Below are 22,775 nucleotides of genomic sequence, written 5' to 3'. Positions count from 1 at the left end.
AAAGGGCTTAGGCGCGAATGAGCAGCACGTCCACCACCGGCTTCTTGCCCGTCCAGCGGGTGGCCGTGCGCCGTACCGCCAGCCTGACCCGTTCACGCAGCGCCTCTTCCTCCTGCGATCCTTTGGGTACAGCGCCCGCAGCCTCCTCGGCCGCCTCCTCCAGAAAGGCGGCCTTGTCCTCTTCCACCGGCACGCCCTGGGTGCGCAAGGCGGGGGAACCGATCACCCTGCCCTTGCCGTCCAGCGCCACCGCGACGCTGATCTGGCCATGCAGCGCAACCTTGCGCCGCTCGTTCATCGTCGCTCCGTCAGCGGGCAGGATGACGTCGCCATCCAGCACCAGCCGTCCCGTCGTTTCGTTGCCGATGACCTCCGGCCCGTTGGGCGCCAGCCGCAGCACATCGCCATTGGACTGCACCACCGCATGGGGAACGCCGCTCGCCAGACCCAGCCGCGCCTGCTCGGCCATATGCCGCCGCTCGCCATGGACCGGCAGCAGGATTTGCGGCCGTACCCAGCGATACATGGCTTCCAACTCGGGACGACCCGGATGGCCGGAAACATGCACCTCCGCCTGACGATCCGTCACCATCAGCACGCCCTTGGCCGCCAGTGCGTTCTGGATGCGGCCGATGGCGATCTCATTGCCCGGAATCTGCTTCGAGGAGAAGACGACCAGATCGCCCTCGTCCAACTTGATGGGGTGGCTGTCGAAGGCGATGCGCGACAAGGCGGCCCGCGCCTCCCCCTGCCCGCCAGTGGCGATGATCATCACCTCATTATGCGGCAAGGCCATCGCATCGTCCCAATCGACGGTCGGCGGGAAATCCCTGAGATAACCCGCCGTCCGCGCCGTCGAGATGATCCGGTCGAGCGACCGCCCCGCCACGCAGAGCTTGCGCCCCATGGCATTGGCAACCTCCCCCAAGGTCTGCAACCGCGCGGCATTGGACGCGAAGGTCGTGACCAGCACGCGCCCTTTAGCGCCCTCGATGGTCTGCATAAGCCCCACGCGCACATCGCCTTCGGAGCCGCTGGCTTCGGGATTGAAGACGTTGGTGCTGTCGCACACCAGCGCCAGCACCCCCTCGTCGCCAATGGCCGCCAGTTCCTCGGGCGTGGAGGGCTGGCCCAGCAGCGGCGTTTCGTCCAGCTTCCAGTCGCCGGTATGGAAGATTTTGCCATAGGGCGTGTCGATCAGCACCGCATTGCCTTCGGGAATCGAATGCGCCAGCGGCACATAGCGGAAACCGAAGGGCCCCAGGGCGAAGCTGCCCTCATTGTCGATCACGTTGAGCTCGACATCCTGGGTCAGCCCCTCTTCCTCCAGCTTCAGCCGGATCAGCCCCGCGGTGAAGGGCGTCGCATAGAGCGGCACGCCCAGATCGGCCGCGAGATAGGGAATGGCGCCGATATGGTCCTCATGCCCGTGGGTCAGCACGATGCCCAGCAGATCGTCCTTGCGATCCTCGATGAAGCTCAGGTCCGGCAGCACCAGCTCCACGCCGGGATAGGCGGGATCGGCAAAGGTCAGGCCCAAGTCGACCATCACCCATTTGCCCTGGCAACCGTAGAGATTGACATTCATGCCGATCTCCCCCGAGCCGCCAAGGGCCAGGAAGATCAGCTCATTTCCGGGTATCATTCTGTTTTCAAACTCCGTTCATACAGCAATGCGAGGCCCTGGATCGTGAGATCGGGCGCGATCGCATCGAAAATATCGCTATTGTCGTCGAAGAGGACCGCCAGGCCCCCCGTTGCAATCACCTTGGCGGGACGGCCGATTTCCGCACGTATGCGGGCGACCAGCCCCTCCATCATCGCCACATAGCCCCAGAAGACGCCGATATGCATCTGCGCTTCGGTGGTGCGGCCGATAACCGACCGGTTCTCCGGCGGCGCAATCGCGATCTTGGGCAGCTTCGCCGCCGCCGCGACCAGCGCATCCAGCGACAGGTTGATGCCCGGCGCGATGATGCCGCCCTTGTAAGCGCCGTGATAGTCGATGACGTCGAAGGTCGTCGCCGTACCAAAATCGATGACGATCAAATCCTCGCGATAGAGATGGTGCGCGCCGATGGCGTTTACAACCCGGTCCGCTCCGACCGAGGCCGGTTCGGCCACGTCGAGTTCGATGCCCCACTCCACCGGCGCCTGACCGGCGATGAGCGCGGTCGTCCTGAAATATTTATCGGCCAGCACCTGAAGATTGTGCAGCGCGCGCGGCACGACGGTCGCGATGATGACCGCCTCCACATCGGCAATCTTATAGCCCTCCAGCATCAGGAGCTGGTTCAGCCATACCGCATATTCGTCGGCGGTGCGCCGCGGATCGGTCGCGATCCGCCAGCGGGCGCGAATCTCCCGCCCTTCGAGCAGCGCAAAAACCACATTGGTGTTACCCGCGTCGATCGCGAGAAGCATGGCCGATCCCCGATGTCAGATGAGAAGGATGTCGCCGGCATGAATGGCACGGCTCTCGCCATTCGCCAAGCGCAGGATCAGCATCCCATGGCGGTCGAGCGTGTCGAATGTGCCTTCCACCGTGTCGCCATCGGGCTGCACCACGCGCATCGGCGTGCCGGCAGGATGGGCATTGAGCAGCCAATGCGTCCGCACCGGCTCCAGCCCCTGCGCGCGCCAGATCGCCAGCCAATGGGCGAACAATTCCGCAAGCCGCACCTGCAGAGCAGCCGCGTCGGCCTCTGGCGCGCCCTGCGCGAATAGGCTCGTCACCGGCCGGTCGAACCCGGTCGGATGCCCGGCCACGTTGACGCCGATCCCCGCAACAATGGCATCGCCCGCCCGCTCCAGGAGGATGCCGGCGATCTTCGCGCCGTCCACCAGCACGTCATTGGGCCATTTGATCCGCGCCTGCCCCTTGCAAAGCGGCGCCACCAACGCATGCACGGCGTTGCCCGCGACCAGCGCCAGCGTATGCGGCAACGGGTCGCCCCCCCGCAACCGGATCAGCGTCGAACAATAGAGATTGCCGTCGGGACTTTCCCAGCTGCGCCCCATGCGCCCGCGTCCGCCGGTCTGCCGCCCCGCGCGCAACCAGCAGCCTTCAGAAACGCCTTGCTCCACCAACGCCAGCATGTCGGCATTGGTGGAGCCAGTCTCCTCGACGAAGCGAAGCTCGGTCAGAACAGCGACGCCGCGGCCGCCGCGCTCGCCTTGTCGAGGACGGGATTGAGGAAATAGCCGAAGACGATCACCACGGCGCAGGCCGTCAGGATGATATTCTCAACCGCACCGCCACGCGCTTCATAGGGCGCCGCCGGCTCGTCGAAATACATCGTCTTGATGATCTTCAGATAATAGAAGGCGCCGATCACCGACATGGCGATACCGAAGGCCGCCAGCGCCGTCAGGCCCGCCGCGACGGCCGCGTCGAACACCAGGAACTTCGCCCAGAAGCCGAAGAGCGGCGGAATGCCGGCCATGGAGAACATGAAGATCGCCAGCGCCGCCGCCAGACCCTGGCGCGAGCGCGAAAGGCCCGCAAGGCTGGCGATGGTCTCGACCGGACGCCCCTCCGCATCGCGCATCTGCAGGATGCAGGCGAAACCGCCGATGGTCATGACGACATAGATCGCCATGTAGCTCATCGTCGCCGCCGCGCCCGCGGGCGTGCCGGTGGCAAGGCCGATCAACGCGAAGCCGACATTGTTGATCGACGAATAGGCCATCAGCCGCTTGATGTTGGTCTGGCCGATGGCCGCCACCGCACCGAAGAGGATCGAGGCGAGCGCAACGAAGATCACGACCTGCTGCCAGTCGAGGCCCGCCGGCCCCAGCGCCTCTATCGCGACGCGGACGGTAAGGCCGATGGCCGCCACCTTGGGCGCGCTGGCGAAGAAAGTCGTGACCGGGGTGGGCGCACCTTCATAGACGTCCGGCGTCCACATGTGGAACGGCACGGCGCTGATCTTGAAGGCGAGACCGGCAAGCACGAACACCAGGCCGAAAAGCTCGCCCTTCGACACACCGTCGCTCAGCGCGACCGCGATGCCGTCGAAGCTGGTGCCGCCGGTAAAGCCATAGAGCAGCGCCGAACCATAGAGCAGGATGCCGCTCGCCAGCGAACCCAGGACGAAATATTTAAGGCCCGCTTCGGACGACCGCTCGTCCTGCCGCATGAAGCTCGCCAGCACATAGGCGGCAAGGCTCTGCATTTCGAGGCCGACATAGAGCGTCAGCAGGTCGCCCGCCGACACCATCATGCCCATGCCGATCGAGGAGAAGAGGATCAGCACCGGATATTCGGCCCGCAGCGCGCCACCCACCAGGAAGTAGCGCGGCGCAAGCAGGATGGCCGCCGCCCCCGCGCCATAAATTAGCGCCTTGGCGAAGACGGAGAAGGCATCGGCGCGCACCAGCCCGTCAAAGGCATCGGGCCCATGCGCCAGCGAAGTGGACAGCGCCAGGCCTGCGATAGCCAGCGTCAGCACCGACAGCCAGTTCACCAGCCGCGCCGTCGCATCGCCGCCATAAGCTGCGATCAGCATCAGGATCAGGCCGCCGGCCGTCAGGATCAGTTCCGGCAAGACCGCCAGAAGGGAAGCGGAATCAATCATCAGTGCGCCTCCCCGTGCGCAGGGGCTTCTTCATGATGGGCAGCCTCGGCAGCCGGAACGGCCGCCCCCATCTTGATCTGGGAATCGCCCGCCGGCCTGGCGGAGGCGACGCGCGCTTCGAGCGCGCGGATATCGGAACGCATGGGCGCCAGGAAGCTCTCCGGATAGACGCCCATCCACAGCACCGCCGCCGCGATCGGCGCCAGCAGCCAGATTTCGCGCGCGGACAGGTCCGGCATCGCGGCCGCATCGGCATTCTTCTGCTCGCCATAGGCGATCCGGCGGTAGAGATAGAGCATATAGGCCGCGCCCAGGATGATGCCGGTGGTGCAGACCAGCGCCACCCAGCTCGACGCCTGGTAGATGCCCATCAGCGACAGGAATTCACCCACGAAGTTGCTGGTGCCCGGCAGGCCGACCGACGCCATGGTGAACAGCATGAACAGCACCGCATATTTCGGCATGTTGATGCTGAGGCCGCCATAACGGCTGATCTCGCGGGTATGGAGCCGATCATAGATGACGCCGACGCAGAGGAAGAGAGCGCCCGACACCAGGCCATGGCCCAGCATCACCATCATCGCGCCTTCGATGCCCGCCTGGTTGAAGGCGAACAGGCCGACGGTGACGATGGCCATGTGCGCCACTGATGAATAGGCGATCAGCTTCTTCATGTCCGACTGAACCAGCGCGACGAGGCTGGTATAGACCACCGCGACCATCGACAGGCCCCAGACCAGCGGCGCCAGTTGCGCGGACGCCTCCGGGAACATCGGCAGCGAGAAGCGGATGAAGCCGTAGCCGCCCATTTTCAGCAGCACGCCCGCCAGGATGACCGAACCGGCGGTCGGCGCCTGAACGTGCGCGTCGGGAAGCCAGGTGTGGACCGGCCACATCGGCATCTTGACGGCAAAGCTGGCGAAGAAGGCAAGCCACAGCCATGTCTGGATATGCGGATCGAAATGATAGGCCATCAATGTCGGGATGTCGGTCGTGCCCGCTTCATGCACCATCCACATCATCGCGATCAGCATCAGCACCGAGCCGAGCAGCGTGTAGAGGAAGAATTTGTACGAAGCGTAGATGCGATCCGCGCCGCCCCAGATGCCGATGATCAGGTACATCGGGATCAGGCCGGCTTCGAACATGATGTAGAAGAGGTAGAGATCCTGCGCCGTGAAGACGCCGATCATCAGCACCTCCATGAACAGGAAGGCCGCCATATATTCCGGCACGCGCTTCTCGATCGCGATCCAACTCGCGCCGATGCAGATCGGCATCAGGAATACGGTGAGCGCGATCAGCAGCAGCGCGATGCCGTCGATCCCGAGCGCCCAGGCGAAACGGCCGAAGATCGGCGCATATTCCTGGAACTGCCATTGGGCGGCGGTCCCCGACTGGTCGAAATTCATCCAGAGGATGACGCCCAGCACGAGATCGACCAGCGTTGCGACCAACGCGATCCAGCGGGCCTGATTGGCGCCTGCGAACAGACAGGCGATGGCCCCCGCCATCGGCACTGCCATCATCAGGGAAAGGATGGGGAAGCCGCTCATTATCGTGTCATCGCCCAGGTTGCAGCCGCGGCGAGGCCGATCAGCATCACCAGCGCGTAAGTGTAGAGGTAGCCGGACTGAAGCCGACGGGTGACTTTGTTGCCCTGCACGACCAGCGCAGCCAGGCCGTTAGGCCCGAAGCGGTCGATCAAGCCCACGTCACCGAACTTCCAGAAGAAGCGGCCGATGGCGAAGGCAGGCTTGACGAAGATGAAATGATACAGCTCGTCGAAATACCATTTGTTGAGCAGGAACTGGTACAGCACGCCGAAGGTGGCGACGAAGCGCCGCGGCCAGTCGGTGTGCTTGATATAGGCCAGCCGGGCTATGACCAAGCCGGTCAGCATCACCGTGAACGGTCCGAACTTGACCCAGGTCGGCACTTCATGCGCGGCGTGCATCAGATGACTGTCGAACGCCAGCGCGCCCTTCCAGAACTCTATGCCGCCTTCCGGCCCGATGAACTGGTCATGGAAGAGGAAGCCCGCAAACACCGCACCCAGGCTCAGCACCACCAGCGGGATCAGCATCACCCAGCCGCTTTCATGCGGATGATAGCCGCCGGTGCCGGTCGGCAGGGCATGGGCATCGGTTTCATGCCCGTGCGGATCGTGACCCGCATGCTCCTGCGCCGGTGCGTTGTCGTCCTCCGCGCCATGACCGTGGGTGGCATGTTCGTCATGACCATGGCCATGTGCGTCGTGGACGGCATGCTGGATATGCTCCGATGCGGCCCAGCGGGGCTTGCCGAAGAAGGTCAGGAACACCAGGCGCCAGCTGTAGAAGCTGGTGAGCAGCGCCGCAAACACGCCGACCAGATAGGCGCCGACGCCCGCACCGCCAGACGCATAGGCTGCTTCGAGAATGCCGTCCTTCGAATAGAAGCCTGCAAAGCCATAGCCGACCAGCGGAATGCCGACGCCGGTGATCGCCAGCGTGCCCAGCGTCATCGTCCAGAAGGTGATCGGGATCTCCTTCCGGAGCGCGCCATAGTAGCGCATGTCCTGTTCATGGTGCATCGCGTGGATGACCGAGCCCGCGCCAAGGAACAGCAGCGCCTTGAAGAAGGCGTGGGTGAAGAGGTGGAACATCGCCGCGCCATAGGCGCCGACGCCCGCCGCGAAGAACATGTAGCCGAGCTGCGAGCAGGTCGAATAGGCGATGACGCGCTTGATGTCGTTCTGCACCGTGCCCACGGTCGCCGCGAAAAGGCAGGTGGCCGCGCCGGTGAAGGTCACGAAGCCAAGCGCCGTCGGCGAGGTTTCGAACATCGGCGACAGGCGGCACACCATGAACACGCCCGCGGTCACCATGGTCGCCGCGTGGATCAGCGCCGACACCGGGGTCGGGCCCTCCATCGCGTCCGGCAGCCAGGTGTGGAGGCCAAGCTGCGCCGACTTGCCCATCGCGCCGATGAACAGCAGCAGGCAGAGCACGGTCATGGTGTCGAAACGATGGCCCAGGAAGCCGATGGTCGAACCGGCCATCGATGGCGCGGCCGCCAGGATTTCCGGGATCGAGATGGTGTTGAACACCAGATAGGTGCCGAAAATGCCCATCATGAAACCGAGGTCGCCGACGCGGTTGACGACGAAGGCCTTGATCGCGGCCGCATTTGCGGAGGGTTTACGGAACCAGAAGCCGATCAGCAGATAGGAAGCAAGGCCGACGCCTTCCCAGCCGAAGAACATCTGCAGCAGGTTGTTCGCCGTCACGAGCATCAGCATCGCGAAGGTGAAGAGCGACAGATAGGCGAAGAAGCGCGGCTGGTCCGGCTCCTCCTCCATATAGCCCCAGCTATAGAGATGGACGAGGCTCGACACGCTGGTGATGACCACCAGCATGACCGCCGTCATGGTGTCGACGCGCAGCGCCCATTGCGCATCGAAGCTGCCCGACTGGATCCAGGTGAAGGCCGGGACCACATAGGGCTCGGCATGGCCGGTCAGGAAGCCGATGAAGATCGGCCAGCTCATCGCACAGGATGCGAACAGCGCGCCGGTGGTGACGATCTTCGCGGGCAGCTTGCCAAGGGCCTTGTTGCCAAGACCGGCGATGGCAGCAGCCAGCAACGGGAGAAGGACGATAAGCTGGATCATCGAGCTTTAGCCCTTCATCCGGTTGACATCGTCGACGGCGATGGTGCCGCGACCGCGGAAGTAGATGACGAGGATGGCAAGGCCGATGGCCGCCTCACCCGCCGCGACGGTCAGCACGAACATGCTGAACACCTGTCCCACCAGATCGCCCAGGAAGGCGCTGAAGGCGACAAGGTTGATGTTCACGCTGAGCAGGATCAGCTCGATCGCCATCAGGATGATGATGACGTTCTTGCGATTGATGAAGATGCCCAGCACGCCCATCACGAAGAGGATCGCGCTGACCACCATATAATGCTGAAGGCCGATCACAGCTCCACCCCCTGCCCGACGGGCTGATTGACGTTGCGCACCGCGTCTTCGGGACGGCGGCGGTTCTGGCGGGCGATGTTCTGGCCGCGCACGCCGCTACGGGCGCGATGGGTCAGCACGATGGCGCCGATCATCGCGACCAGCAGGACGATGCCCGCCGCTTCGAACAGGAAGATGTAGCGGGTGTAGAGCAGCGCGCCGATCGCCTGGATATTGCTGAGTTCCGGGTTCACCGGAGCCGCGCGTTGCGCCAGTTCTATGGGGCCCGCGCTCCACAGGCCGATGCCCAGCACGATCTCCGCCAGCAGCACCAGCGCAATCAGCAGCCCGAAGGGAAGGTAATCGACGAAACCGGCGCGCAGTTCGGCGAAATCGATGTCGAGCATCATCACGACGAACAGGAACAGCACGGCAACGGCGCCGACATAGACGATGACAAGGAGCATCGCGATGAATTCGGCGCCCAGCAGGACCATCAGCCCCGCCGCGTTGAAAAAGGCAAGGATCAGCCACAGCACCGAATGAACCGGATTGCGCGACAGGATCGTAAGCGCGCCGCTGCACACCACGATCGCGGCGAACAGGTAAAAGGCAAGCACGTGAATCACAGGATCATGTTCCCCTTCGGCGGCTGCGGCTTAACGGTAGGGCGCATCGGCGGCAAGGTTCGCGGCAATCGCCCGCTCCCACTTGTCCCCATTTTCAAGGAGCTTGGCCTTGTCGTAGATCAGCTCCTCGCGCGTTTCGGTGGAGAACTCGAAATTCGGGCCCTCGACGATGGCGTCCACCGGGCACGCTTCCTGGCAGAAGCCGCAATAGATGCACTTCGTCATGTCGATGTCGTAGCGCGTCGTGCGGCGGCTGCCGTCATCGCGCGGCTGCGCTTCGATGGTGATCGCCTGGGCGGGGCAGATCGCCTCGCACAGCTTGCACGCGATGCAGCGTTCTTCCCCATTGGGATAGCGGCGCAACGCATGCTCCCCCCGGAACCGCGGCGAAATCGGGTTCTTCTCATAGGGGTAGTTGATCGTCGCCTTGGGCTTGAAGAAATATTTCAAGGTCAGGGCGTGCGCCTTCACAAACTCCCAGAGGGTGAAGGATTTGACATAATAGCCGAGGCTCATTGAGCGCCTCCGTAACGCGTGAACATGAGGAAGCCCGACACCAGGAAGACGAACAGCAGCGAGGTCGGCAGGAATATCTTCCAGCCCAGCCGCATAAGCTGGTCATAGCGGTAACGGGGCACCGTCGCCTTCACCCAGGAAAAGACGAAGAAGAAGAAGAATATCTTGGCGAACAGCCAGATGATGCCGGGCACATAATAAAGCGGCGCCCAGTCGATCGGCGGCAGATAGCCGCCCCAGAACAGGATGGCGTTCAGGGCGCACATCAGGATCACGTTCGCATATTCGCCTAGCCAGAACAGCGCGAAGGCCATGGACGAATATTCGGTCTGATATCCCGCGACCAGTTCCGATTCCGCTTCGGTCAGGTCGAAGGGCGCACGCGCCGTTTCCGCCATGGCCGAGATCAGGAACATGATCGCCATCGGGAAGAGCAGCGGGTTGAAGCCGTTGCCGTTCAGGAAGCCATAATAGCCCTTCTGGCTCTCGACGATGGCCGAGATATTGAAGCTGCCGGCCCAAAGCACGACGGTGATCAGGATGAAGCCGATGGAGACTTCATAGCTGATCATCTGCGCGCTGGCGCGGATCGCCGAATAGAAGGGATATTTGGAATTGGACGCCCAGCCCGACAGCACCACGCCATAGACGCCGAGCGACGAGATGGCGAGGATGTAGAGCAGGCCGACATTGATGTTGGCCAGCACCACGCCCACCTGGAACGGAATCACCGCCCAGGCCATCAGAGCGACGGTGAAGGTGATGATCGGGGCGATCAGGAAAAGCGTGCGGTTGGCCGCCGAAGGGATGATGGTTTCCTGCAGGAAGACCTTGGCGCCGTCCGCGAAGGACTGGAGCAGACCGAAGGGACCGACGACGTTCGGGCCGCGGCGCAGCGCCATCGCCGCCCAGATCTTGCGGTCGGCGTAGATGATCATCGCCACCGCCAGCATCAGCGGCAACGCAATCACCAGAATGCCGATGATCGTCGAAAGCAGCCAGGCGCCCTCGAACGGCAGGCCGAGATTTTGGAAGAAAGCGGTCACTCTGCGGCCTCCGCATACGTCTCGCCGTGGATCAGTTCGGCCGAACATTGCTGCATCGTCGGACTGGCGCGGCAGATGGCGTTGGTCAGGTAGAAATCCTTGATCGGAAAGCCGAACTCACCGCTGGCGCCGGTCGGCAGCGACGGAACGGACCAGCCATAATCGGCCAGACCCTCAACGCCCAGCGCCGGAACCGCCCTGGCCATTTCGGCGCGAAGCTGCTCGAAGCTGTCGAAGGGGAGCGTCGCGCCCAGCACTTCCGACAGGGCGCGCAGGATCGACCAATCCTCGCGGGCGTCGCCCGGCGCGAATACGGCCTTTTCGCCGCGCTGCACCCGGCCTTCCAGATTGACGTAGGTGCCGGCCTTCTCGGCATAGCTCGCGCCCGGCAGGATCACGTCCGCCGCATGCGCGCCCTTGTCGCCATGGTGGCCGACATAGACCTTGAAGCTATCCTGGAAGGCCGAATAATCGACCTCGTCCGCGCCCAGCGAGAAGAGCAGCTTGGGCTTCGCCGCAGCCACCGCCTTGATGCCGCCCTGCGCCGCATAGCCGAGCATCAGCCCGCCCATGCGCGCCGCCGCGAAATGCAGGACATTATAGCCGTTCCAGCCTTCTTTCACGAGGCCCAGCGTCTCGACCAGCGCCAGCGTATCGCCATGGGCGCCGTCCTTCGCCAGCACGCCGCCGCCGACGATCATCGCCGGACGCGCGGCCTTGCCGAAGGCTTCCACCACCGCTTCGGGCAGACGGCCAAGCAGCGACGCGTCATTGCCCAGCCACTCGACCTTGTAGGTGAGGTCGACCTGCGGACCGAGCGCAAAGACCTTCGCGCCCTTCTTGATCGCCTTGCGGATGCGGGTGTTCACCAGCGGCGCTTCCCAGCGCAGATTGGTGCCCACCAGCAGGATCACGTCAGCGGTTTCAAGACCGTTGAGCGTGGTGTTGAAGTTGACCGCGCTCAGGCTCGACACGTCATAGGCGAGCCCGGTCTGACGGCCTTCGAGCAGCGAGCCACCCAGCCTCTCGACCAGCACCTTGCCCGCGAACATCGTCTCGCAATCGAGCAGATCACCGGCCAGCGCAGCCACCGACCCGCCATGCTTGACGGCGGCAATCGTCGCGAACGCCTCGTTCCAGGTTGCCGGAACCAGCTTGCCGTCCTTGCGGACATAAGGTTTGTCGAGCCGCTTGCGGACCAGACCATCGACATTGTGCCGGGTCTTGTCGCTGGCCCATTCCTCATTCACGTCGTCATTGATGCGCGGCACGGCGCGCAGCACCTGACGGCCGCGGCTGTCGAGGCGGATGTTGGTGCCGACCGCGTCCATCACGTCGATCGCGTGGGTCTTCTTGAGTTCCCAGGGACGCGCTTCGAACGCATAGGGCTTGGACGTCAGCGCGCCGACCGGGCAAAGATCGACCACATTGCCCGAAAGCTCGCTCTTGGCGGCATGTTCGAGATAGGTGGTGATCTGCATGTTCTCGCCGCGATAGATGGCGCCGATTTCCGGCACGCCCGCGACTTCCTCGGCAAAGCGCACGCAGCGGGTGCACTGGATGCAGCGGGTCATGACCGTCTTGACGATCGGGCCCATATATTTCTCGGTGACGGCGCGCTTATTCTCGTCGAAGCGGCTGCTGCCCTTGCCGTAGGCGACCGACTGGTCCTGAAGGTCGCATTCGCCGCCCTGGTCGCAGATCGGGCAGTCGAGCGGGTGGTTGATGAGCAGGAACTCCATCACTCCTTCGCGCGCCTTCTTGACCATCTCGGTCTGGGTGAAGATTTCCTGATTCTCCGCGGCCGGCAGCGCACAGGAAGCCTGCGGCTTGGGCGGTCCGGGCTTCACCTCGACCAGGCACATGCGGCAATTGCCCGCGATGCTGAGGCGCTCATGATAGCAGAAACGCGGGATTTCCTTCCCCGCCAGTTCGCAGGCCTGGAGGACCGTGGCGCCCGCCGGGACTTCGAGTTCTACGCCGTCTACTTTGACCTTCGGCATGGTTACTCCGCTGCCTCCATGACCGGGGCGCTACCCTTGTTTTCGTTGATCCGGCGCTCGATTTCCGGACGGAAGTGCCGGATCAGGCCCTGGATCGGCCAAGCCGCCGCGTCGCCAAGCGCGCAGATGGTGTGGCCTTCGACCTGCTTGGTCACCTGGAACAGCATGTCGATCTCGCTCTGGTCGGCATCGCCGGTGCGCAGCCGCTCCATTACGCGCCACATCCAGCCGGTGCCTTCGCGGCAGGGCGTGCACTGGCCGCAGCTCTCATGCTTGTAGAAATAGCTGAGCCGCGAAATGGCGCGGACGATGTCGGTCGACTTGTCCATGACGATGACGGCGGCGGTGCCAAGGCCCGAGCCGAGCGCACGCAGCCCATCGAAATCCATGGGCGCGTCCATGATCTCCTTCGCCGGGACCAAAGGCACCGACGAACCGCCGGGGATGACCGCCAACAGATTGTCCCAGCCGCCGCGAATGCCGCCGCAATGCCGGTCGATCAGTTCCTTGAAGCTGATGCCCATCGATTCTTCGACGACGCAGGGCTTGTTCACATGGCCGCTGATCTGGAAGAGCTTCGTGCCCTTGTTGTTCTCCCGGCCGAAGCTGGAGAACCATTCGGACCCGCGCCGCAGGATCGTCGGCGCGACCGCGATCGATTCCACATTGTTCACCGTGGTGGGGCAGCCATAAAGGCCCGCGCCCGCCGGGAAAGGCGGCTTCAGGCGCGGCTGGCCCTTCTTGCCCTCCAGGCTTTCGATCTGGGCGGTTTCCTCTCCGCAGATATAGGCGCCCGCGCCGCGATGGACGAAGACGTCGAAATCATAGCCGGACCCGCAGGCATTCTTGCCGAGGAAGCCCTTTTCATAGGCCTGCTCGACGGCGGCGAAGAGCACCTTCGCCTCATAGATGAACTCGCCGCGAATATAGATGTAGGCGGCGCGCGCCCGCATCGCGAAACCGGCGACCAGCGCGCCCTCGATCAGCTTGTGCGGATCGTGGCGGATGATCTCGCGGTCCTTGCACGAGCCCGGCTCGGATTCATCGGCGTTGATGACGAGGAAGCTCGGACGGCCGTCCCTGCTCTCCTTGGGCATGAAGCTCCACTTCATGCCGGTCGGGAAGCCGGCGCCGCCACGGCCGCGCAGGCCGCTGGCCTTGATGCGCTCTATGATGTCGTCCTGGCCGATTTCCAGCAGGGCCTTGGTATTGTCCCAATCGCCGCGTTTCATCGCCGCGTCGATGCCCCAATCCTGGAAGCCATAGACGTTGGTGAAGATGCGATCCTTGTCGCTGAGAGGCGCGATCACGTCGCTCATGCCCATTCGCCCCGATAGTCGTGATTTTCGTTGACCATATCCTTGAGCGTGGTCGGACCACCCTCCGGACAGCTGGTCTGACGATCGATCTGCGGCCCGATCTTGGGCTGCTTGCCAGCGGCGAGATCGTCGAGGATCGCGCTCATGCTGTCATAGGTCAGGTCTTCGAAATTATCGTCGTTGATCTGGACCATCGGCGCGTTGGCGCAGGCGCCCAGACACTCGACCTCGGTCAGCGTGAACAGGCCGTCGGGCGTCGTCCCGCCCTTCACCAGCCCCTTGTTCTTGCAGGCGGAGAACACATCGTCGGAGCCGCGCAGCATGCAGGGCGTCGTGCCGCAGACCTGCACATGATAGCGGCCCACGGGCGCGAGGTTGTACATGGTGTAGAAGGTCGCGACCTCGTACACGCGCATATACGGCATTTCCAGTTGGTCGGCGATATATTCCATCACCGGCACCGGCAGCCAGCCCTGGGTCTGCGTTTCCGCACCGACCTGGCGCTGGGCGAGGTCCAGCAGCGGCATCACCGCCGACTGCTGACGCCCGGCGGGATAACGGGCAATGACCTTCTTCGCCTGCTCGGCATTTTCGGCCGTCCAGGCGAACGCGCCCCAGCGCGCGCGCGTTTCGGCCTCGTCCGGGATATGAACTGCGTCAGCCATTAGCGGTCACATTCTCCAAACACGATGTCCATGGCGCCCAGGACAGCGGTGGTGTCGGCCAGCATGTGGCCTTTCATCATGAAATCCATCGCCTGAAGGTGGCTAAAGGCGGTCGGGCGAATCTTGCAGCGGTAAGGCTTGTTGGAGCCGTCCGCGACCAGATAGACGCCGAATTCGCCCTTGGGGCTTTCGGTCGCGACATAGACTTCGCCCGCCGGGACATGGAAGCCCTCGGTATAAAGCTTGAAGTGGTGGATCAGCGCTTCCATCGAGCGCTTCATCTCGCCGCGCTTGGGCGGCACCACCTTGCGGTCGAAGCTCGCCACCGGGCCTTCCGGCATTTCGCTGAGGCACTGCTTCATGATCCGCGCGGACTGGCGGACTTCCTCGACCCGGACCATGAAGCGGTCATAGCAGTCGAAATTGGTGCCCACCGGAACGTCGAATTCCATCCGGTCATAGACGTCATAGGGCTGCGCCTTGCGGATGTCCCAGGGGATGCCCGATCCCCGGATCATGGGGCCGGAGAAGCCCCATTTCAGCGCGTCTTCCTTGCTGACGACCGCGATGTCCACATTGCGCTGCTTGAAGATGCGGTTGTCGACCACCAGGCTCATCGCGTCCTCGAACAGGCGCGGCAAACGGGTGTCGAGCCAGTCGCCAATGTCGGTCAACAGCTTCAGCGGCACATCCTGATGCACGCCGCCCGGCCGGAACCAGGCCGCATGCATGCGGGCGCCCGATGCCCGTTCGAAGAAGTTGAGGCAATCCTCCCGGATTTCGAACAGCCACAGGTTCGGCGTCATCGCACCCACGTCCATCACGTGCGAGCCGAGATTCAGCATGTGATTGCAGATGCGCGTCAGTTCCGCAAAGAACACCCGCAGATATTGCGCGCGCAACGGCACTTCCAGGTTCAGCAGCTTCTCGATGGCGAGGACATAGCTGTGCTCCATGCCGAGCGGCGAGCAATAGTCCAGCCGGTCGAAATAGGGCAGCGCCTGCAAATAGGTCTTGTGCTCGATCAGCTTCTCGGTGCCGCGATGCAGCAGGCCGACATGCGGGTCGCAGCGCTCGACGATCTCGCCGTCCAGTTCCATGACCAGGCGCAGAACGCCGTGCGCGGCAGGGTGCTGCGGACCGAAGTTGATCGTGTAGTTCTGGATTTCCGTGTCGCCGTAGGACGGGTCCGCCGCGTCGGTCACATGGTCCAGCTTTTCCAGATAGTCGGACATCAGGCCTTATCCTCAGGCTTGGCAGCGCCTTTGCCTTCATCTGTGTGCTCTTCGGGCTTTACCGGAGCGTTGGGCGACTTTTCCGCACCCTTGCTGTTGGCGGGTTCACCTGCACCGGTATCCTCGGACTTTTCGGTGACCTTGGGCGTGGCACCGGCCGGTTCGCCCTTGGGAGCCGCAGCGGCCGGCAACGGGGCTGTGACAGGTGTCGGCGCTCCCGGCGCCTGCGGCGCCTTTTCGTCGCCCGGCAGCACATATTGCGCGCCTTCCCACGGGCTCATGAAGTCGAACTGCCGGAAATCCTGCGCCAGCTTCACCGGCTTGTAGACGACGCGCTTGTCCTCTTCGGAATACCACATCTCGACATAGCCGGTCAGCGGGAAGTCCTTGCGCTGCGGATGGCCCTTGAAACCATAGTCGGTCAGGATGCGGCGCAGATCGGCGTTCCCCTCGAAGATGACGCCGTACATGTCGAACACCTCCCGCTCCAGCCAACCGGCGACCGGCCAGATGTGCGTGACGGTGGGAACGGGCATGTCCTCGTCGGTCTGCACCTTCACGCGGACGCGGTGGTTCCGCGTGACGCTGAGCAGATGGTAGCAGACCTCGAAGCGCTCCGGACGATCCGGATAATCGACGCCTGCAATTTCCATGAGCTGCTGATATTGCGCGCGATCCCGCAGCAGCACCATCGCGTCGGCCAGCTTTTCCCGGACGACGGTGAAGCTCAGTTCATCGGCATGGTCGACGGTTTCGACCAGCATCGGTCCCAGCAGACCGGCGATTTCCTGCGCGATCCCATCGATGGCCGCGATCCTAGGAGCAGAATGACCCATATCAGCGCTCAACCGTTCCGATGCGGCGGATCTTCCGCTGCAACTGCATCACGCCATAAAGCAGGGCTTCCGCTGTCGGCGGGCAACCCGGCACATAGATGTCGACCGGCACGATGCGGTCGCAGCCACGCACGACCGAATAGCTGTAGTGATAATAGCCACCGCCATTCGCGCAGCTGCCCATAGAAATCACATATTTCGGATTGGACATCTGGTCGTAAACCTTGCGCAACGCCGGAGCCATCTTGTTGCACAGCGTCCCCGCGACGATCATCACGTCGGACTGGCGCGGCGAGGCGCGCGGCGCGGCGCCGAAGCGTTCCATGTCGTAACGGGGCATGTTGACGTGGATCATCTCCACCGCGCAGCAGGCCAGGCCGAAGGTCATCCACCAGAGCGAGCCGGTGCGGGCCCACTGGAACAGTTCCTCCGTCGAGGTGACGAGGAAGCCCTTGTCACTGACCTCGCTGTTCAGCGCGTTGAAGAAATCCTGGTCGGGCTGGGTCCCCGCGGGCAACAAGGTGCCGGGCGCGGGCCGCTCAAGTTCTACTCCCAATCGAGTGCTCCCTTCTTCCACGCATAGACGAGGCCGAGCACCAGCTCCGCTATGAAGATCATCATCGTCGCCCAGCCGGCCCAGCCGATCTGGTCGAGGCTGACCGCCCAAGGGTAGAGGAACGCCGCTTCCAGGTCGAAGATGATGAACAGGATCGCGACGAGGTAGAATCGCACGTCGAACTGGCTGCGCGGTTCTTCGAACGCAGGAAAGCCGCATTCATATTCGCTGAGCTTGGCCGGATCGGGCTGATGCGCGCCGGTCAGGCGCCCCACCAGCATCGGCAGGAACACGAATGCGCTCGAAAGCAGCAAGGCGATCCCGAGAAAGATCAGGATCGGCAGATATTGGGCTAGATCGACCAACGGAATCCCCTGGGCGAAAATGATTTACGGGCGCGCTTTAGGCCCGCTGCATATGCGAAGCAAGGCCCGGAGGCATGAGAATGATTCGCAACAATGGCGGCGACCTGATCACGCTACCAAAAGCAAGCCGTCAGCGCAGCGCTCCTGCCACCAACTTATGTAATTTGCTGTGGATCGCATCATTGCCCGCGATGACTTCCTTGCGCTCGATCGGCTGGTCGCCGCCGCGGAAATCCGACACGAAGCCGCCCGCTTCCCGCACCATCAGCAGGCCCGCCGCCACGTCCCAGGGTTGCAGGCCGCTTTCCCAAAAGCCGTCATAGCGGCCGGAGGCGACATGGGCGAGGTCCAGCGAGGCCGCGCCGAAGCGCCGGATTCCGGCCACCGAGGGCCCTACGGCCCCGAAGATGCGCGTCCATTGCGCGAAATCGCCATGCCCCAGGAAGGGGATGCCCGTGGCGATCAGGCAGTCGCCCAGATCGCGCCGCGCCGAAACGCGCAGCCGCTGGTCATGCCGCCAGGCGCCCCGGCTCTTTTCCGCCCAATAGCTTTCGTCGGTCACCGGCTGGTAGATGAGGCCGGTCGTCACCTCCCGCTTGCCGCCGTAGAGTGGCTCCTCGACCGCGATGGAGATCGCGAAGTGCGGGATGCCGTGCAGGAAATTGCTGGTGCCGTCGAGCGGATCGATGATCCAGCGCGGCTTGCCCGGATCGCCCGCGATCTCGCCGCCTTCCTCCAGCAGGAAACCCCAATCGGGCCGCGCCTTCTGCAATTCCTCGACCAGCGTCTTTTCCGCCTGCTGGTCGGCCTTGGACACGAAGTCCGCCGGCCCCTTTCGGGACACCTGCAGATGTTCGACCTCGCCAAAGTCGCGGCGCAGCTTGGAGCCAGCCTTGCGCGCGGCGCGTTCCATGACGGTCAAAAGGCCCGAGTGCGATACCATTTTTCTTGTCTCCCCCCTCCCGCAAACGGGAGGGACCGGGGGTGGGCATGCCGCAATAGCGGCACTCTAAAAAGGGAAAGGGCAGGAAGCTCGCTCATGCTCGCCACCCACCCCCTGACCCCCTTCCGCCTGCGGGAGGGGGTATCGAATATCAATCCGCGCGCTTCACATATTCGCGCTCATACACGTCGACGACGATGCGCGTGCCGGTGACGATGTGCGGCGGCACCATGACGCGCACGCCATTGTCGAGGATGGCGGGCTTGTAGCTCGCCGAAGCGGTCTGGCCCTTCACCACGGCGTCGGCTTCCACCACGGTCGCCTCGACCGTTTCGGGAAGCTGCACGGAGATCGGGCGTTCCTCATACATTTCCAGCATGACCATCATGCCGTCCTGCAGGAAGGCCGACGCATCGCCCACCAGATCCTGCGGCAGATTGATCTGCTCATAGGTTTCCGTGTCCATGAAGACGAGCATGTCGCCCTCTGCATAGAGATATTGGAAATCCTTGGTGTCGAGGCGGATGCGCTCCACCGTCTCGGCCGACCGGAAGCGGACGTTGTTCTTGCGCCCGTCGATCAGGTTCTTCAGTTCCACCTGCATATAGGCGCCGCCCTTGCCGGGCTGGGTATGCTGGATCTTCACGGCGCGCCACAGGCTGCCGTCATATTCGATGTTGTTGCCGGGACGAATCTCGACGCCGCTGATCTTCATGGGAAGAGCCTGCCTATATGTCTGAAGGTGAAAAGAGCCGGCCTCTGGAGGCTGGCCGCGCCCTTACATGGATGAGGGCGAAAGGGCAAGAGGCGGCGCCTATCGCGGTTTCGCCAGCAAAGGATAGGGATTGATCGCCCGCCCGCCATGCCAGGGCTCTCCCGGACGCAGTTCATGCACCGCGAAGTGCAGGTGCGGCGCTGCCGGATCGGCATTGCCGGTGCTGCCGACGGTCGCGATGCGCTGTCCGCGCCGAACCGCCTGCCCTTCCGCAAGGCCCGGCGCATAGCCGTCCAGATGCGCATAATAATAGATGCGCCGTCCGTCGGGCGAGCGTTCATAGATCGTGCGCCCGCCTTCCTCGCTCCAGAACAGCTTTTCGATCCGTCCGTCCGCCGCCGCCAGCACCGCCCTGCCCCGCGCCGCCATGATGTCGATGGCGTCATGGGCGCGCGCGCCGCTCGCCCGCGCCTGGGCGAATGTATCGCTCAGCGCGGAGGGCGGCACGCCCTCGACCGGGATCAGCAGGGCACCGGCTTCCGCCGCCGCAGGCCGGGAAGGCTCAGGCGCGTCCGCCGGCACGATCCGCACGAAGGTGCGCAGGAGGGCCGCGCCGATCAGGACGGCCAGGCCGATGCCGGCCCAACCGCGCGCCCTCATGGCTGGAACACCGCCTTCACGCCGGACTTCACCATCTGGGCGAGCCGCGCCGCGTCCCAATTGGTGAGCCGGATGCAACCATGGCTTTCCGTCCGGCCAATGGTCTGCGGCTCCGGCGTGCCGTGAATGCCGTAATGCGGCTTCGACAGGTCGATCCACACCACGCCGACCGGGCCGTTGGGACCGGGCTTCAGCACCGCCTTCTGGTCGGTGGAGGACGCATCCCAGAACAGGTCCGGATTATAGTGGAAGTCGGGATTGCGGCTCAACCCCTTGATTTCCCACGTTCCGATCGGCAGGGGATCATGCTGCGACCCCATGGTGGCTGGAAATTGCGCGATCAGCCGGTTCTGCGCGTCATAGGCCCGGAGCACCCCGTCCGACTTGTCCACGACGATATGGTCGGCCTGCGGCTGTTCCTTGGCCACGCCCAGGCCGGCAAGCGTCTCGCCCCAGCCGCGCTCGTCGCCTTCGATCCGGGCAACCGGCTGGTTGGCGATGGCAGGTACGCGGATCGTGGCTCCCGCGCCGAGCTTCGTGTTCGGAGGGTTGAGCGCGAGCAGCGCCTCCGGCCGGGTGTGGAAACGTTCGGCCAGCTTCTCCAGCAGGTTGCGATAACCAAGGGCGGGCAGCTTCGCCTGATCGTTGAGTTCCCTGGGCACCGCAAAGAACGGTCCCCTGGCGAAATCCGCCGGTATCTTCACCAGCCAGGTCGCGGGCTGCGGCCGGTCGCCCAGCAGCGCCTTGGCCGTCGCCTCATCATATTCCCCGGTGGTCGGCAGGCCCTTCGCCTCCTGGAAACCCCTGAGCGCGGTGGTGAAGGACATGCCTTCCTTCCCGTCCAATACGCCGGGCGAGAAGCCGGCCCGGTCCAGCGCCACCTGCGCCTGCAGCACCGATTCCACCCGCGCAGGCGCGCCTGTCGGCTCGGGCACCACGGTGAAGGCGTAGGGATCGCCGGCAGGCCGCGCAGCCTGGCCGGTCGCCTGGTTCGACGGTGCGCTCTCATTGGCTTCCGTCACCGTCATGTTGCAGGCCGCACAGAGCAGCGTCAGGATCAGCGGATTGGTTTTCAAGGCGATACTCTCCCATTTGTGGAAGGGAAAACGCCTGAAGTGCAGGAAAGCTGCCTGCCGCCTTATACCGTTATTCCTGCGCCAACACCGCCCGGAATGCCGCCACGCCGGCTTGCGGCCCATCCGAATGGCCCCATACCGCCCCGCTCACCGCCAGGAAATCCGCCCCGGCCTTCACCAGCGGCGCGGCATTGCCGGGCGTTATCCCGCCAATCGCCACGCAGGGCAGTTCGAACAATGCCGTCCACCAGCCCAGGATCGATGGGTCGGGGCGATGAATCGTTTCCTTGGTGGTCGTAGGATAGAAGGCCCCGAACGCGACATAGTCCGCCCCTGCTTCCCCGGCTTCCATCGCCAGATGGCGGCTGTCATGGCAGGTGACGCCGATCTGCACCGAAGGACCGAGCAGCTTGCGCGCCTCGCGAGGGTCGCCGTCGCCCTGCCCCAGATGAACGCCGTCGGCCCCCAGGCGCTTCGCCAGGCTCATGCTGTCGTTGATGATGAACGCGACATCCCGTTCCGCGCAGAGCTTTTGCAGCGGCGCGGCGGCTTGGGCGATGGCGTCGTCACCCACGCCCTTCAACCGCAATTGGAACGCCGCGACATCGCCCCCATCGAAGGCGGCGGCGAGACTGTCGACAAAGCCCGCATCGATCGCCGGCGGGGAGATCAGGTAGAGCTGACAGGGCGGCCGCCGGTCATCGCTGTCGAACCGGGCTGCGAAATTCGGGTCGAGAGCCAATTCTTCATCGGTAAATTCGGTCATGTGTCCCGCCTTAGCCGCTTTTGATGGCGTTGGAAAAGGGCGGAGCCGATCGGCCCTCACCCGCGTTCTCCCTGCATGATCAGGATCGGATGTTCGGGATGGAATTACCGGGATTGGCGCGGGCGCTTCTATCCGGAGAAGCTGGCGGCGAAAAACTGGTTCGCTTACTATGCCCAGCAGTTCGACACGGTAGAGATCAACAACAGCTTCTATCGCCTGCCCCGGCCGGAAACCGTCGACAAATGGCGCGAACAGGCGCCCGGGGCCTTTTGCTATGCGGCCAAGGCGAACCGCTATCTGACGCAGATGAAGAAGCTCAAGGATTGCGAGGAACCGCTGGCAAGGATGATGGAGTCCTTCGCGCATTTCGGCCCGACGCTGGGGCCGGTCCTCTATCAACTCCCGCCGCATTTCTCGCTCGACCTGCCAAGGCTGGAGGCATTCCTCCGCATCGCGCCGCGCGATCCCGTGCCGGTCTTCGAATTCCGCCATTCAAGCTGGTATGTGGATGAACTTTTTGCGCTGCTGGAGCGGTACGGAGCGGCTCTCTGCGTGCATGACATGCCCGGCTCGGCCAGTCCCCGGCTGGGTGTCGGCTCGACCGCCTATGTCCGCTTCCACGGCACGACGGGGAAATATCGCGGCGGCTATTCGCGTGAAAGGCTGGCGGACTGGGCCGAATGGATGAAGGCGCAGAGCAGCGACGGCCGGACCGTCTGGGCCTATTTCAACAATGACTATGACGCGCAGGCAATTGCCGACGCCCGGATATTGAAGGCGCTGACGGAGAAAGGCTAGGCAGTAGTGACATTTTAGGGATTCACGACGGTTTGGATTTGTGATTCAAGGCTGGCTTTTGGAGGCTGGCGTGGAAGGCGAAGTGCTGCGGGATGATCAGTGGGAGCGGCTGCGGGAGTTC

Annotated in this window: 23 protein-coding genes; 1 reads left to right on the top strand and 22 read right to left on the bottom strand. The window is 63.8% G+C overall.

The window, feature by feature from the left end:
• Nucleotides 1-7 precede the first annotated feature (7 nt).
• The 22 genes from EWH10_RS20105 to thiE form a co-directional block, all read right to left on the bottom strand.
• Nucleotides 8-1,645, bottom strand: coding sequence for a ribonuclease J (locus tag EWH10_RS20105; RefSeq protein WP_044662536.1), 1,638 nt, complete (start codon nucleotides 1,643-1,645; stop codon nucleotides 8-10).
• Complete coding sequence (locus EWH10_RS20100) at nucleotides 1,642-2,424, bottom strand: type III pantothenate kinase (protein ID WP_044662537.1); 783 nt, start codon at nucleotides 2,422-2,424, stop codon at nucleotides 1,642-1,644. Before EWH10_RS20100 ends, EWH10_RS20105 begins: the two co-directional genes overlap by 4 nt.
• A gap of 15 nt (nucleotides 2,425-2,439) precedes the next feature.
• On the bottom strand, nucleotides 2,440-3,147 hold the full coding sequence (locus tag EWH10_RS20095; RefSeq protein ID WP_262857406.1) for a biotin--[acetyl-CoA-carboxylase] ligase: 708 nt from the start codon (nucleotides 3,145-3,147) through the stop codon (nucleotides 2,440-2,442).
• Entirely contained in the window at nucleotides 3,144-4,580 is a 1,437-nt protein-coding gene (gene nuoN / locus EWH10_RS20090) for an NADH-quinone oxidoreductase subunit NuoN (RefSeq protein WP_044662539.1), read from the bottom strand. The genes EWH10_RS20095 and nuoN overlap by 4 nt, the downstream gene beginning before the upstream one ends.
• Nucleotides 4,580-6,136: an NADH-quinone oxidoreductase subunit M gene (locus EWH10_RS20085; protein WP_044662540.1), complete on the bottom strand. Its 1,557-nt coding sequence runs from the start codon at nucleotides 6,134-6,136 to the stop codon at nucleotides 4,580-4,582. Before EWH10_RS20085 ends, nuoN begins: the two co-directional genes overlap by 1 nt.
• A complete protein-coding gene (gene nuoL, locus EWH10_RS20080) occupies nucleotides 6,136-8,235 on the bottom strand; it encodes an NADH-quinone oxidoreductase subunit L (protein ID WP_044662541.1) in 2,100 nt (699 codons plus the stop codon). Before nuoL ends, EWH10_RS20085 begins: the two co-directional genes overlap by 1 nt.
• A gap of 6 nt (nucleotides 8,236-8,241) precedes the next feature.
• Nucleotides 8,242-8,547, bottom strand: a complete 306-nt coding sequence (gene nuoK, locus EWH10_RS20075; protein ID WP_004211745.1) for an NADH-quinone oxidoreductase subunit NuoK — start codon at nucleotides 8,545-8,547, stop codon at nucleotides 8,242-8,244.
• Nucleotides 8,544-9,155 (bottom strand): NADH-quinone oxidoreductase subunit J, encoded by a 612-nt coding sequence (locus tag EWH10_RS20070; protein WP_044662542.1) that lies wholly within the window; start codon nucleotides 9,153-9,155, stop codon nucleotides 8,544-8,546. Before EWH10_RS20070 ends, nuoK begins: the two co-directional genes overlap by 4 nt.
• Nucleotides 9,156-9,185: 30 nt before the next feature.
• Complete coding sequence (gene nuoI / locus EWH10_RS20065; protein WP_007684868.1) at nucleotides 9,186-9,671, bottom strand: NADH-quinone oxidoreductase subunit NuoI; 486 nt, start codon at nucleotides 9,669-9,671, stop codon at nucleotides 9,186-9,188.
• Complete coding sequence (gene nuoH / locus EWH10_RS20060; protein WP_025549536.1) at nucleotides 9,668-10,717, bottom strand: NADH-quinone oxidoreductase subunit NuoH; 1,050 nt, start codon at nucleotides 10,715-10,717, stop codon at nucleotides 9,668-9,670. Before nuoH ends, nuoI begins: the two co-directional genes overlap by 4 nt.
• Nucleotides 10,714-12,720 (bottom strand): NADH-quinone oxidoreductase subunit NuoG, encoded by a 2,007-nt coding sequence (nuoG, locus tag EWH10_RS20055; RefSeq protein ID WP_044662543.1) that lies wholly within the window; start codon nucleotides 12,718-12,720, stop codon nucleotides 10,714-10,716. The genes nuoH and nuoG overlap by 4 nt, the downstream gene beginning before the upstream one ends.
• 2 nt (nucleotides 12,721-12,722) lie before the next feature.
• A complete protein-coding gene (gene nuoF, locus EWH10_RS20050; protein WP_025549538.1) occupies nucleotides 12,723-14,039 on the bottom strand; it encodes an NADH-quinone oxidoreductase subunit NuoF in 1,317 nt (438 codons plus the stop codon).
• Nucleotides 14,036-14,704 carry an NADH-quinone oxidoreductase subunit NuoE gene (nuoE, locus tag EWH10_RS20045; RefSeq protein WP_025549539.1) on the bottom strand — a complete coding sequence of 223 codons (669 nt, stop codon included), beginning with the start codon at nucleotides 14,702-14,704 and terminating at the stop codon, nucleotides 14,036-14,038. The genes nuoF and nuoE overlap by 4 nt, the downstream gene beginning before the upstream one ends.
• Nucleotides 14,704-15,939, bottom strand: a complete 1,236-nt coding sequence (locus EWH10_RS20040; protein ID WP_025549540.1) for an NADH-quinone oxidoreductase subunit D — start codon at nucleotides 15,937-15,939, stop codon at nucleotides 14,704-14,706. The genes nuoE and EWH10_RS20040 overlap by 1 nt, the downstream gene beginning before the upstream one ends.
• Nucleotides 15,939-16,775 (bottom strand): NADH-quinone oxidoreductase subunit C, encoded by an 837-nt coding sequence (locus EWH10_RS20035; RefSeq protein ID WP_025549541.1) that lies wholly within the window; start codon nucleotides 16,773-16,775, stop codon nucleotides 15,939-15,941. Before EWH10_RS20035 ends, EWH10_RS20040 begins: the two co-directional genes overlap by 1 nt.
• A 1-nt stretch (nucleotide 16,776) precedes the next feature.
• Nucleotides 16,777-17,331 carry a NuoB/complex I 20 kDa subunit family protein gene (locus EWH10_RS20030; protein ID WP_013847137.1) on the bottom strand — a complete coding sequence of 185 codons (555 nt, stop codon included), beginning with the start codon at nucleotides 17,329-17,331 and terminating at the stop codon, nucleotides 16,777-16,779.
• Nucleotides 17,322-17,696 carry an NADH-quinone oxidoreductase subunit A gene (locus EWH10_RS20025; RefSeq protein ID WP_025549542.1) on the bottom strand — a complete coding sequence of 125 codons (375 nt, stop codon included), beginning with the start codon at nucleotides 17,694-17,696 and terminating at the stop codon, nucleotides 17,322-17,324. Before EWH10_RS20025 ends, EWH10_RS20030 begins: the two co-directional genes overlap by 10 nt.
• Before the next feature lie 130 nt (nucleotides 17,697-17,826).
• Complete coding sequence (locus EWH10_RS20020) at nucleotides 17,827-18,639, bottom strand: inositol monophosphatase family protein (RefSeq protein WP_025549543.1); 813 nt, start codon at nucleotides 18,637-18,639, stop codon at nucleotides 17,827-17,829.
• A gap of 151 nt (nucleotides 18,640-18,790) precedes the next feature.
• Nucleotides 18,791-19,354: an elongation factor P gene (efp, locus tag EWH10_RS20015; protein ID WP_025549544.1), complete on the bottom strand. Its 564-nt coding sequence runs from the start codon at nucleotides 19,352-19,354 to the stop codon at nucleotides 18,791-18,793.
• 99 nt (nucleotides 19,355-19,453) lie between these two features.
• A complete protein-coding gene (locus EWH10_RS20010; protein ID WP_044662544.1) occupies nucleotides 19,454-20,014 on the bottom strand; it encodes a M23 family metallopeptidase in 561 nt (186 codons plus the stop codon).
• A complete protein-coding gene (locus EWH10_RS20005) occupies nucleotides 20,011-21,090 on the bottom strand; it encodes a L,D-transpeptidase family protein (RefSeq protein ID WP_044662545.1) in 1,080 nt (359 codons plus the stop codon). The genes EWH10_RS20010 and EWH10_RS20005 overlap by 4 nt, the downstream gene beginning before the upstream one ends.
• A gap of 70 nt (nucleotides 21,091-21,160) precedes the next feature.
• On the bottom strand, nucleotides 21,161-21,856 hold the full coding sequence (gene thiE, locus EWH10_RS20000; RefSeq protein WP_044662546.1) for a thiamine phosphate synthase: 696 nt from the start codon (nucleotides 21,854-21,856) through the stop codon (nucleotides 21,161-21,163).
• Nucleotides 21,857-21,931: 75 nt separating this feature from the next.
• Here thiE and EWH10_RS19995 point away from each other — a divergent pair, with 75 nt between their 5' ends.
• Nucleotides 21,932-22,654 carry a DUF72 domain-containing protein gene (locus tag EWH10_RS19995; protein WP_044662547.1) on the top strand — a complete coding sequence of 241 codons (723 nt, stop codon included), beginning with the start codon at nucleotides 21,932-21,934 and terminating at the stop codon, nucleotides 22,652-22,654.
• The last annotated feature ends 121 nt before the right edge of the window (nucleotides 22,655-22,775 follow it).

This window comes from Sphingobium fuliginis (genome assembly GCF_004152845.1).
In the GTDB taxonomy this organism is placed as follows: domain Bacteria; phylum Pseudomonadota; class Alphaproteobacteria; order Sphingomonadales; family Sphingomonadaceae; genus Sphingobium; species Sphingobium fuliginis.
This window is presented reverse-complemented; position numbering and strand designations above follow the sequence as displayed.